This window comes from Streptomyces sp. UNOB3_S3 (assembly GCF_020740895.1).
In the GTDB taxonomy this organism is placed as follows: Bacteria; Actinomycetota; Actinomycetes; order Streptomycetales; family Streptomycetaceae; genus Streptomyces.
In genome coordinates this window covers 22,499-34,451 of sequence record NZ_JAILXP010000025.1, presented here as the reverse complement: position 1 = coordinate 34,451, position 11,953 = coordinate 22,499, and the positions used below count along the sequence as shown (strand labels likewise).

The following is an 11,953-nucleotide window of genomic DNA, read 5'->3' as shown; positions in this document are numbered from 1 at the left end:
CCCTCACCCGGGTCGATCAGCCCCTCCTCCCACAGCACGTCCAGAGCCCGCGCCACGGTGACCCGCGCCGTGGACCACCGCGTCGTCAGCTCCGCCTCGGACGGCAGTGCGTCGCCCGGCGTGAGTTCGCCCCGGACGATGCGGTCCCGGATGTCGGCGGCGATCTGGTCGTACTTGGGCAGCGCCATCGGTTTCCTCAAGGGGTGGGCGTGGGGGAGTGGTGATTTCCGCTGTCACACGGTCGTAGCGGAGGCGAGGCGCGCGGGGCGGCGCGACGCGCCGGGTACGGCGTCACGCCTTGCGGACGAGCCGGTGCTGGGAGGATGGGCATCAGGGGGCCCGCGACAGCGCCTGTGCAAGGAGAACCCCGTGCCCCGTGTCCTGGACGGCAAGACCGCCATCGTGACCGGCGGGTCCGCGAATCTCGGGGCGCGGTTCGCCGCCGCGCTCGCCGAGGACGGCGCCAATGTGATGGTGCACTACAACAGCGACTCCAAACGGGACCAGGCCGAGGACGTGGCCCGGAAGCTCACCGGGCTCGGGGTGGGGGCCGCCACCCGGCAGGGGGATCTGACCCGGGTCGAGGAGGTGACGGGGCTCGTCGACGCGACGATCGACACGTTCGGGCAGTGGGACATCCTCGTCAACACCGCCGGGATGATCGTCCGCAAGCCCATCGCGGAGTTCACCGAGGGCGAGTGGGAGCGGATGTTCGCGATCAACGCGAAGATCCCGTTCTTCCTGATGAAGGAGGCGGCCACGAAGATGGCCGACCACGGGCGGGTCCTCAACCTCATCACGACGATCGTGGGCGTCACCGCCCCCACCTACGGCGGCTACGCCGGTAGCAAGAGCCCCGTGGAGCACTACACCAAGTCGCTCGCGAAGGAGATCGGCGGGCGCGGGATCACCGTCAACTGCGTGGCGCCCGGGCCGCTGAAGACCAGTTTCTTCTATCCGGCGGAGACCGACGAGAACATCGCCTGGCTCAAGAGCATGAGCATCAACGGCGACATCGGCGACCCCGACGACGTCGTGCCCGTCGTCCGGTTCCTGGTCTCGCCCGAGGCCAAATGGGTGACGGCGCAGACCCTCTTCGTCAACGGAGGGCTGGTCGGGACGGCCAGCTGACCAAGACGCGCGAGCCAACTCTTGCTTGGCCGAGCAAGAGCGCGCTATGTTTTGCTCATGCGAGCAAGAAGCAGCGCGGGGAAGCAGGAGGACGGGGGCGCGTCCCGGACGTTCACCGAGGCGGCCCGGCGGGCCCAGATCGTGGGGGCCGCCATCGAGGTCATCGCCGAAGTGGGGTACGCCAAGGCGACGTTCACCCGGATCGCCAAGCAGGCGGGGCTGAGCAGCACGGGGATGATCTCGTACCACTTCGCCGGCAAGGACGACCTGATGCGGGAGGTCGTCGCCGAGGTGTTCCGGGTGGCGGACGGGTACATGGTCCCGAGGATCGAGGCGCAGACCACGGCCGCCGGGCGGCTCCGCGCGTACATCGAGTCGAACATCGAGCTCATCGGCGAGTTCCCGAAGCATCTGCCCGCCGTGGTCGAGGTGCTGGCGAACATCCGGGGCGAGGACTCCTCGATGCGCGAGTTCTGCGCCGCGATGGACTCGCTCGTCGACATGCACACGCACTTGATCCGTGAGGCACAGAAGGCCGGCGAGTTCGGGGAGTTCGACCCGCGCGTGATGGCGCTCGCGATCCGGGGGGCCGTCGACGGTGTGGTGAGCCGCGCCGCCAAGGACCCGGACTTCGACGCCGTCGCCTGCGGCCGTGAGCTCGCCGACCTCTTCGACCGCGCCACAAGGAAATAACGACAAACGGGGGGAATGGCATGGGAACAGATCAGCAGACGAGTCGGTCCGTCGAGTCCGTCGAGGGGGAGGCGGCGCCACCGCGGACACAGGCGCAGAAGACCGCCGCCCTCCGCAAGCTCATCGTCCTCCAGCTCGTCTTCGAGCTCGCCCTGCCGCTCGGCGGCTACTACGGGCTGCGCGCCGCCGGCGTCGGTCAGTGGGCGGCGCTGGCGATTGGCAGCCTCCTGGCCGTGCCGTGGCTCGTGTACGGGATGGTCAAACGCCGCCGGGTGGAGGTCATGGCGGTCTTCACACTGACGCTGATGTTCATCGGCGCGCTGATGTCGATGGTGACCGGCGATCCGCGCACGCTGCTCGTCCGGGACAGCTGGATCGCCGCCCTCGCCGGGTTCTGGGTGCTCGGGACGCTCCTGACCCGGCGGCCGTTCATGATGACGATGGCCCAGGCGATCGTGGTGGCGAAGGTCGGCGAGGCCGGCTGGCGCGAGTGGGAGGCCCGCTGGGGGACGGAGCCCGCCTTCCGCCACGCCATCCGGGTGATCACCGCCATCTGGGGGACCGTGCTCACCCTGGACGCGGGGGTCCGCGTCCTGCTGGCGCTCACCGCTCCGGTCGACCTGGTGCCGACGCTGAGCACCGTCCAGTGGCTGGTCGTCCTGGCCGGGCTGCTCGCCTTCCACAACCGGTACATCACCCGGCACGGGCTGAAGGTCTAGGGGGAATCATGGACACCATGGATACCGACGTCATCGTCGTCGGCGGCGGGCCCACCGGGCTGACCGTCGCCAACGAACTGGGCCTCGCCGGCGTCCGCGCCGTCGTCCTTGAACGGCTGCCCGAGCGCACCGGGCAGTCCAAGGCGCTCAACCTCCAGCCCCGCACCGCCGAGATGCTCGACATGCGCGGCTGGCTGGACACCGTCGCCGGCCGGGCCGTCACCACCCTGCCCGGCGGCCACTTCGCCGGGATGCCCCTGGACTACACGGCGCTGGACACCGCCTTCCCGTACCAGGTGGGCATCCCGCAGGCCCGCGTCGAGGAGTTCCTGGAGGCGCACCTTGCCACGTACGGCATCCCCGTGCTGCGCGGCCACGAGCTCGCCGGGATCACCCAGGACGCCGACGGCGTCACCGCGACCGTCACCACGCCGGACGGGACCGAGCGGCGGCTGCGCGCCGCGTACCTCGTCGGCGCGGACGGCGGCCGCAGCCGGGTCCGCAAGGAGCTCGGCGTGGGCTTCCCCGGCCGGGACGGCCGCTACTCCCTCGTCGTCGCCGACGTGGTGCTCGCCGAGGACAGCGCGCTGCCCACCGAATGGCGGCTGCCGAACCCCGACGAGCCCGACGGCGACGACGTGTTCCTGATCCCGCTCGGCGACGGCGTCTACCGCTTCCTCTTCGCGGGCCCGGAGCAGCAGAAGCACGACCGCGACGACCCGGTCCCCGACGAGGAGGTCCGGGCGGCGCTGGCGGCCGCGAAGCGCTTCCGGCCCCGGCTCCTCGAGGTGCGCTGGGCGTCGCGGTTCACCGACGCCGCCCGGCAGGCCGAGCGCTATGTCACCGGGAGGGTGATGCTGGCCGGCGACGCCGCGCACATCCACCTCCCGGCGGGCGGCCAGGGCATGAACCTGGGTGTGCAGGACGCCTTCAACCTCGGCTGGAAGCTCGCCTCGGTCGTCCGGGGCCGGCTGCCCGAACGCCTCCTGGACACCTACCACTCCGAACGGCACCCCGTGGGCGCGGACGTCCTGGCGAACACCCGGGCCCAGGGCATCCTGATGTGGCCGGACGACGACGTGCGCGCCCTGCGCGGCATCCTCGGCGACGTCCTCGCCATGCCCGAGGCGAACCGGCGGATCGCCGGCATGATCTCCGGCATCGACATCCGCTACGACATGCCGGACGCCCCCGGCCACCCGCTCCTGGGCGCGCGGCTGCCCGTCCGCCTGGCGGCGGGGCGAGGCGCCCTGCTCGGCCCTGGCAGCGACGGGGTGGCGCGGCCGTGGGCCGGGCGCGTCGACGCGGGGCCGGCGCCCGAGGGCGTCGCCGGGACGGTGCTGGTCCGGCCCGACGGGTACGTCTGCTGGGCCGGACCGGCGGGGGACGACGCGTCGCTCCGGGCGGCGCTGGAGCGGTGGTTCGGGCCGGGGGACTGATCCCCTACTTCAGGAACGCCACCTCGGGGTACGCCGCCGACGGCCGCTCCAGCAGCGGGTTCGGCACACCGCGCAGGTGCCGGTCGAAGAAGGCGCTCACGTACGTCCGCGTGAGCGCCGTCGCCCGGTCGGCCTTCAGGGTGCCGAAGGCACCGGACTCGGACCCCGGCGGGAGGTTCGGCGGCATGCCGAAGCGCTCCACCAGCCAGGGGGCGTCGGTGAAGGTGAGGTGGCCGCCCTGGGCGACGTCGAGCCAGCGCTTCCAGCCCGTCAGGTGACGCCAGGTCCGCTCCCAGTCGTCCCGGTTCTCCGCTTCGCCGGCCGCCCGCTGGGCGCCCAGCAGCAGAACAGGGCGGTTCAGGTCGGTGGTGGGCTCGCTGAAGAAGTTGCCGTCCATGTTCACGGCGGCCTTCACCCGCCGGTCGGTGCGCGCGGCCTCCACCGCGCTTGCCCCGCCGATCGAGTGTCCGGCCACGCCGATGCGGTCGCGGTCGACGCGCAGCGGGCTGCCGGGGGCCGTGAGACGGTCGAGGACGAAGGAGATGTCCTCGGCGCGGTTGGGTATCACGGGGAGCCCTGCCTTGCCGCAGATCAGGCAGTCCTCCATGCGGCCGCCGGGGAACTCCACCGGAGCCTCGTAGGTGTGGTCGACGGCGGCCACGGCGTACCCGCGCGAGGCCAGGTCCTCGCCCAGCGCCGTCAGCGTGAGGCGGCTCATGCCGAAGCCGGGGGACAGCACGACGAGCGGCCGCGCCTTCGGGGCGGCCGGCGCGTTGAGGGTCGCGTGGGTGCGTACCGTGGCGGCGGCCTCGCTGCCGAGGAACTTCTTCGCCAACTCCTTCGAAGCGTAGGGGGCCTTCGGCCCGGCGGAGGGGAGCGCCGGGTACCACAGCGACACCATGAGCTCGCGGTTGCCCGCGGCCGGCTTCCACGGGTCGGGGCGCGAGGTGTCGACCAGGTGGAGCGTCTTCGTGCCGATCGGCGCCCGCGTCGCCGGCGCGGGCACCTCGGCGGGGGAGGCGGTGGCGGGACGGGGCGCCGCGACGGCGGCGGAGGACATCTGCGGGGCGGCGAAGGCGGTCAGGAGCGCGGCCGCCAGGAGCGACCTGCGTGTAGTGGTCATCGACATGATCATCACGCTAGGCGGCACGGCCGCTCCCGGCGTCCTCCTCAGGTGCGAGACGGCCTCCCTCGTTCGGGGGTTCTGTGCATGTCAGGGGAGCGTCGTATGGTGTGCGCTACTCAGGAACCACAGTCGTCAGCAAGACGGGAACTCCCTTATATGGGCAGAAAGTACAGCGTCGCGGCAGTAGCCACGTGTGTGGCGGCACTGATGGTCGGTGTCTCGGGCTGCGGCGGCGACGGGGGCAAGAAGAGCGGCGGCGACAAGCACGACAGCGCGAGCAGCAGCGCCGGTCCGGCTCCGCAGCAGTCGCCGCCGAAGCCCAAGGGTGAGGTGGACGGCCTGTCCGCCAAGGAGATATCGGACAAGGCCAAGAAGGAACTGCAGTCGGCCTCGGCCGTGCGCATCAAGCTGGACCGGGACAAGTCCGCCGCCGGGTCGGCCATGCACGCCGAGTACGCCATGGACAAGCAGGGCAACTGCGTCGGCAAGATCACGCAGGACGACGCCGGCTTCGAGATGCTCAAGCAGGGCGACGAGTACTGGATCAAGCCGGACGAGAATTTCTGGCGGAAGAACTCCGGCAGCTCGGATCCGGAGACGGCGTCCAAGCTGCTGAGCGGCCACTGGTTCCACGGCAACAGCAAGGAGGGCGACGGCGGCCCGTTCAAGGAATCGGGTCCGGTGTGCCAGCTCGGCGCCATGCAGGAGAAGCTGGCCAAGGGCGATGACGACGAGTCCGCCGACAAGTTCAGCAAGGGCGCGCCCACCGCACTCGACGGTCAGCAGGTCGTACCGGTCACCATCACCGGCAAATCCGTCATCAACGTGGCCGCCGAGGGCAAGCCGTACCCCGTGCGGATCGTGAGCCTCAAGCCGGGCGGTGGCACGACCGCCTTCTCCGACTGGGAGAAGCCGGTGACGGTGACTCCGCCGCCCGCGAACGAGACCCTCGACGTCTCCAAGCTGAAGCAGTCGCGCCACGCGTGACGCCGCGGCGCCTCCCGGACCCCGGTCCTCAAGCGCCGGACGGGCTGATTTCAGCCCGTCCGGCGTTTGAGGACAAAGCACAGCAGCCCGTCCGGCAACTGAGGGCCGGGGTCCGGGAGGCGGAGCCCCGGGACATCGCGCTACCGCGCGTTGAAGTACTTCGCCTCCGGGTGGTGGATCACGATCGCGTCCGTCGACTGCTCCGGGTGCAGCTGGAACTCCTCCGACAGGTGCACCCCGATCCGCTCCGGCTCCAGCAGGTCCGCGATCTTCGCGCGGTCCTCCAGGTTGGGGCACGCCCCGTAGCCCAGGGAGAAGCGGGCGCCCCGGTACTTCAGGGCGAACATCCCTTCCACGTCGTCCGGGTCCTCGGCCCCGAAGCCCAGCTCCGCGCGGACCCGCGCGTGCCAGTACTCGGCCAGGGCCTCCGCCAGCTGCACCGACAGGCCGTGCAGCTCCAGGTAGTCGCGGTAGGAGTCGGAGGCGAAGAGCTCCGCCGTCGCCTCGCCGATCCGCGAGCCGACCGTGACGACCTGGAGGCCGACCACGTCCCGCTCGCCGCTGTCCTCCGGGCGGAAGTAGTCCGCCAGGCACAGGCGCCGGCCGCGGCGCTGGCGCGGGAAGGTGAAGCGGGTGCGCTCGGTGCCGTCCTCGTGGAGGAGGATGAGGTCGTCGCCCTTGCTCACGCACGGGAAGTAGCCGTAGACGACGGCCGCCTCCAGCAGGTTCTCCGTGTGGAGCTTGTCCAGCCAGCCGCGCAGCCGGGGGCGGCCCTCGGTCTCCACCAGCTCCTCGTAGGTCGGGCCGCCCGTGCGGGCCTGCTTCAGGCCCCACTGGCCCTTGAAGAGCGCGCCCTCGTCCAGCCAGGACGCGTAGTCCTTCAGCGGGATGCCCTTGACGACGCGCGTGCCCCAGAACGGCGGCTCGGGGACGCGGTTGTCCACCGCCACGTCCGAGCGGACGGCGCCCTCGGGCTCGTCCACCTCCAGGACGGCAGCGTCCCGCTTGGGTACGCGCCGCTGCTTGAGCTCCGGCAGCGTCGCGCCCGGCACCCCGCGCTTGACGGCGATGAGCGCGTCCATCAGGCGCAGGCCCTCGAAGGCGTCCCGGGCGTAGCGGACCTCGCCCTCGTAGATCTCGTGGAGGTCCTGCTCGACATAGGCGCGCGTCAGGGCCGCGCCGCCGAGGATCACCGGGTAGGTGGCCGCCAGCTTGCGCTGGTTCAGCTCCTCCAGGTTCTCCTTCATGATCACGGTGGACTTCACCAGCAGGCCGGACATGCCGATGACGTCGGCGCGGTGCTCCTCGGCGGCCTCGACGATGGCCGAGACCGGCTGCTTGATGCCCAGGTTGACGACGTTGTAGCCGTTGTTGGACAGGATGATGTCGACGAGGTTCTTGCCGATGTCGTGGACGTCGCCGCGCACCGTGGCCAGGACGATCGTTCCCTTGCCCTCGGCGTCGGACTTCTCCATGTGCGGTTCGAGGTAGGCGACGGCGGTCTTCATCACCTCGGCCGACTGGAGCACGAACGGCAGCTGCATCTGCCCGGAGCCGAAGAGCTCGCCGACGACCTTCATGCCCTCCAGGAGGGTGTCGTTGACGATGCCGAGGGCGGCGCGGCCGCTCGCCAGGGCCTCGTCGAGGTCGGCCTCCAGGCCGTTGCGCTCGCCGTCGATGATGCGGCGCTGGAGCCGCTCGTCCAGGGGGAGCGCGGCCAGCTCCTCGGCCTTGCCGGCCTTCATGGACTTGGTGTCGACGCCCTCGAAGAGCTCCAGGAACCGCTGCAGCGGGTCGTAGCCCTCGCGGCGGCGGTCGTAAATGAGGTCGAGGGCGACCTCGCGCTGCTCCTCCTCCAGCCGGGCGATCGGCAGGATCTTGCTCGCGTGGACGATGGCCGAGTCCAGGCCCGCCTCGACGCACTCGTTGAGGAAGACGGAGTTCAGCACCATGCGCGCGGCCGGGTTGAGGCCGAAGGAGATGTTCGACAGGCCCAGGGTCGTCTGGACGTCCGGGTGGCGGCGCTTGAGCTCGCGGATGGCCTCGATGGTGGCGATGCCGTCGCGCCGGGACTCCTCCTGGCCGGTGGCGATGGTGAAGGTGAGGCAGTCGACGATGATGTCGGACTCGCGCACCCCCCAGTTGCCGGTGAGGTCGGCGATCAGGCGTTCGGCGACGGCGACCTTGTGCTCGGGCGTACGGGCCTGGCCGTCCTCGTCGATGGTCAGGGCGATCAGGGCCGCGCCGTGCTCCTTCGCCAGCCCGGCGATCCTCGCGAAGCGGGAGTCGGGCCCGTCGCCGTCCTCGTAGTTGACGGAGTTGATGACGGCCCGGCCGCCCAGCTTCTCCAGGCCCGCCCGGATCACGGCGGGCTCGGTGGAGTCCAGCACCAGCGGCAGTGTGGAGGCGGTGGCGAAGCGGCCCGCGATCTCGGCCATGTCGGCGACGCCGTCCCGGCCGACGTAGTCGACGCAGACGTCGAGCATGTGGGCGCCCTCGCGGATCTGGTCGCGGGCCATCTCCACGCAGTCGTCCCAGCGGCCCTCCAGCATGGCCTCGCGGAACTTCTTCGAGCCGTTGGCGTTCGTCCGCTCGCCGATCGCCAGGTAGGAGGTGTCCTGGCGGAAGGGGACGGTCTGGTAGAGGGAGGAGGCGCCCGGCTCGGGGCGGGGGGCGCGCTCCGGGGGGTTGAGGCCCCGGACCCGTTCGACGACCTGGCGCAGGTGCTCGGGCGTGGTGCCGCAGCAGCCGCCGACCAGGGAGAGCCCGTACTCGCGGATGAAGGTCTCGTGCGCGTCGGCGAGCTCGGCCGGGGTCAGCGGGTAGTGGGCGCCGTCCTTGCCGAGGACGGGCAGGCCGGCGTTGGGCATGGCGGAGACACGGGTGCGGGCGTGGCGCGAGAGGTAGCGCAGGTGCTCGCTCATCTCGGCGGGGCCGGTGGCGCAGTTCAGTCCGATCATGTCGATGCCCAGCGGCTCCAGCGCGGTGAGGGCCGCGCCGATCTCGGAGCCGAGGAGCATGGTGCCGGTGGTCTCGACGGTCACCTGGACCAGCAGCGGCACGTCCGCTCCGAGCGCCTCCATGGCGCGCCGGGCGCCGATGACGGAGGCCTTGGTCTGGAGCAGGTCCTGGGTGGTCTCCACCAGGACCGCGTCGGCGCCGCCCGTGATCAGGCCCTCGACGTTCCGCTGGTAGGCGTCGCGGAGGGTGGGGTACGGGGCGTGGCCGAGGGTCGGCAGCTTGGTGCCGGGGCCGACGGAGCCCAGCACCCAGCGGGTGCGGCCGTCGGCGGCGGTGAAGCCGTCCGCGACCTCGCGGGCGATCCGGGCGCCGGCCTCGGAGAGCTCATGGACGCGGTCGGAGATGTCGTACTCGCCGAGGGCGGCGAAGTTGGCGCCGAAGGTGTTGGTCTCCACACAGTCCACGCCGACGGCGAAGTACGCCTCGTGCACCGAGCGCACGATGTCCGGACGGGTGACGTTGAGGATCTCGTTGCAGCCTTCGAGCTGCTGGAAGTCGTCGAGGCTGGGGTCCTGCGCCTGGAGCATCGTGCCCATCGCCCCGTCGGCCACCACCACGCGGGTGGCGAGGGCCTCGCGCAGTTGCGCGATTCGGGCGGAACGGACGGTCGATGGCGTAAGCGAGGCCATGGATGTGCTCCCGGGTGTGCGACGGCTGTCGGCTTTGCGCCCTCGCTGAAGAGGGCGCACGCCGTCAGCCTAGCCGCCGGGGTGCCGGGAGGCCGAGGGGTGTCCACGGTCTGGACCACCGGGTGGACCGCCGGTGGATACCGTGCCCCCGGCCGGATTCGGCCGTACGCGTCCTGTCGGTGATCATGGTCTGGCCTGCTGTCGGGTATCCCCTGGTCGGCATCGGCCGATAGTGTTCAGCATTGCCGAACGGATACAAACGGATACAGCCGGGCGGCAGGCGCGTAAGGAGGGTGCTCGATGGCACGGACCATCCAGTCACTGGAGCGGGCGGCGGCGATGCTGCGGCTGCTCGCGGGCGGTGAGCGACGGCTGGGCCTGTCCGACGTGGCCTCCGCGCTGGGCCTGGCGAAGGGCACCGCCCACGGCATCCTGCGCACGCTCCAGCAGGAGGGGTTCGTCGAACAGGACCCCGCCTCGGGGCGCTACCAGCTCGGCGCCGAGCTGCTGCGGCTGGGCAACAGCTACCTGGACGTCCACGAACTGCGGGCGCGCGCCCTGGTCTGGGCGGACGACCTGGCCCGCTCCAGCGGCGAGAGCGTCTACCTCGGGGTGCTGCACCAGCAGGGCGTCCTGATCATCCACCATGTCTTCCGGCCCGACGACAGCCGCCAGGTGCTGGAGGTCGGCGCGATGCAGCCGCTGCACAGCACGGCCCTGGGCAAGGTGCTGTGCGCCTACGACCCGGTGGCGCACGCCGAGGTCGCCGACGCCGAGCGCGAGGCGTTCACTCCTTCGACGGTGACGGCCATGCCCGATCTGGAGGGCGTGCTGGACCTGACCCGCGCCCGCGGCTGGGCGTCGGACGTCGAGGAGACCTGGGCGGGCGTGGCCTCGCTCGCGGCCCCCATCCACGACCGGCGCCGGATGCCGGTGGGCGCGGTGGGCATCACGGGCGCCGTCGAGCGCGTCTGCGAGGCGGGCGAGATCCAGGCCCGGCTGGTCGCGGCCGTGCGCGACTGCGCCCGCGCGGTCTCCCGCGACCTGGGCGCCGGCCGCTTCTGAGGACCGCTTCCCCAAAAGGGGTCGCACCCGCGTTCACGGGCCCCGTAAAAACGGTCCGTCCGGTTCGCGAAAGCGCTTCGGAAGGGCCTTTCGGGGGCCGTCGAGACCGGGTCGTTACCCGTCGGTATCCGAACGTAAATTTACGGCCAGTTGGCCGAGAGTTTCCGGTCACAGAACCCTTGACGTGCCCTTAACCGTCCAGAAAACTGCCGTGCATCGGTCGGCATTGTCGAACACCTACCGACAATATTCGCTATGGTGTGCAGTGCCACGGGACCGATCGCCGCCCTCACGGAGGGCTCGGACCGCCGGAAACCCGCGGTTCGTCTTCCCCTGGACGAAGGACAAAGGAGTCGCGGGTGTCCAGCTCCGACATCTTCACCGGTGAGTTCATCGGTACCGCAGTTCTGATTCTGCTCGGCGGCGGCGTCTGCGCCGCCGTCACCCTGAAGCGTTCCAAGGCCCGGAACGCGGGCTGGCTTGCCATCACGTTCGGCTGGGGCTTCGCCGTCCTGGCCGGTGCGTACATCGGTGCTAAGTCCGGCGCGCACCTCAACCCGGCCGTCACGCTCGGCCTCGCCTTCGACGGCGCCGTCGAGTGGAGCGACGTACCGCTCTACATCGGCTCGCAGCTGCTCGGCGCGATGACCGGCGCGACGCTGGTCTGGCTGGCCTACTACGGTCAGTTCCAGGCCCACCTGACCGACCCGGAGATCGTCTCGACCCCGAACCCCAGCGAGGGCATGGTCGACCAGACCGCCGAGCCGCAGGCCGGCCCGGTGCTGGGCATCTTCTCCACCGGTCCCGAGGTCCGCAACGCGGTGCAGAACCTGGTCACCGAGATCATCGCCACCACGGTGCTGGTGCTGTTCATCCTCACCATGGGCCTGACCAAGGGCCTGGCCGTCAGCGGCACGGGCACCCTGATGGTCGCCCTGCTCGTCGTCGGCATCGGCCTCTCGCTCGGTGGCCCGACCGGCTACGCCATCAACCCCGCCCGTGACCTCGGCCCGCGCATCGTGCACGCGCTGCTCCCGCTGCCCAACAAGGGCGGCTCGGACTGGGGCTACGCCTGGGTCCCGGTGGTCGGCCCGATCATCGGCGCCGCCCTCGCCGCGGGCATCCACAAGATCGCGTTCTGAG

Annotated in this window: 10 protein-coding genes; 7 read left to right on the top strand and 3 right to left on the bottom strand. The window is 71.1% G+C overall.

The annotated features are described in order from the left end of the window. Nucleotides 1-188 (bottom strand): GntR family transcriptional regulator (locus K6I33_RS04845; protein WP_229348433.1); only part of this gene is annotated, 188 nt, incomplete at its 3' end. A 181-nt stretch (nucleotides 189-369) separates the two neighbouring features. Here K6I33_RS04845 and K6I33_RS04840 point away from each other — a divergent pair. From K6I33_RS04840 to K6I33_RS04825, 4 genes are read left to right on the top strand one after another with little or no spacing between them, the layout of a single operon-like run. Beyond that, nucleotides 370-1,131, top strand: a complete 762-nt coding sequence (locus K6I33_RS04840; RefSeq protein WP_229348432.1) for an SDR family oxidoreductase — start codon at nucleotides 370-372, stop codon at nucleotides 1,129-1,131. 57 nt (nucleotides 1,132-1,188) lie between these two features. Further along, nucleotides 1,189-1,824 carry a TetR/AcrR family transcriptional regulator gene (locus tag K6I33_RS04835; protein ID WP_229348431.1) on the top strand — a complete coding sequence of 212 codons (636 nt, stop codon included), beginning with the start codon at nucleotides 1,189-1,191 and terminating at the stop codon, nucleotides 1,822-1,824. Nucleotides 1,825-1,844: 20 nt separating this feature from the next. Continuing rightward, nucleotides 1,845-2,543: a VC0807 family protein gene (locus tag K6I33_RS04830; protein WP_229348430.1), complete on the top strand. Its 699-nt coding sequence runs from the start codon at nucleotides 1,845-1,847 to the stop codon at nucleotides 2,541-2,543. Between the two features lie 8 nt (nucleotides 2,544-2,551). Beyond that, nucleotides 2,552-3,982: an FAD-dependent monooxygenase gene (locus K6I33_RS04825; RefSeq protein ID WP_229348429.1), complete on the top strand. Its 1,431-nt coding sequence runs from the start codon at nucleotides 2,552-2,554 to the stop codon at nucleotides 3,980-3,982. A gap of 4 nt (nucleotides 3,983-3,986) precedes the next feature. Here the strand turns inward: K6I33_RS04825 and K6I33_RS04820 are convergent, their stop codons facing one another. Beyond that, nucleotides 3,987-5,105 (bottom strand): dienelactone hydrolase family protein, encoded by a 1,119-nt coding sequence (locus K6I33_RS04820; protein WP_229348428.1) that lies wholly within the window; start codon nucleotides 5,103-5,105, stop codon nucleotides 3,987-3,989. Nucleotides 5,106-5,264: 159 nt separating this feature from the next. On the opposite strand from K6I33_RS04820, the gene K6I33_RS04815 reads away from it, so the two are divergent. Then, nucleotides 5,265-6,095: a hypothetical protein gene (locus K6I33_RS04815; protein ID WP_229348427.1), complete on the top strand. Its 831-nt coding sequence runs from the start codon at nucleotides 5,265-5,267 to the stop codon at nucleotides 6,093-6,095. Between the two features lie 140 nt (nucleotides 6,096-6,235). On the opposite strand, the gene metH is transcribed toward K6I33_RS04815, so the two are convergent. Continuing rightward, nucleotides 6,236-9,745 (bottom strand): methionine synthase, encoded by a 3,510-nt coding sequence (metH, locus tag K6I33_RS04810; protein WP_229348426.1) that lies wholly within the window; start codon nucleotides 9,743-9,745, stop codon nucleotides 6,236-6,238. A 300-nt stretch (nucleotides 9,746-10,045) separates the two neighbouring features. Here metH and K6I33_RS04805 point away from each other — a divergent pair, with 300 nt between their 5' ends. Beyond that, nucleotides 10,046-10,810 carry an IclR family transcriptional regulator gene (locus tag K6I33_RS04805; RefSeq protein WP_229348425.1) on the top strand — a complete coding sequence of 255 codons (765 nt, stop codon included), beginning with the start codon at nucleotides 10,046-10,048 and terminating at the stop codon, nucleotides 10,808-10,810. 359 nt (nucleotides 10,811-11,169) lie between these two features. Beyond that, a complete protein-coding gene (locus K6I33_RS04800) occupies nucleotides 11,170-11,952 on the top strand; it encodes an MIP/aquaporin family protein (RefSeq protein ID WP_229348424.1) in 783 nt (260 codons plus the stop codon). The last annotated feature ends 1 nt before the right edge of the window (nucleotide 11,953 follow it).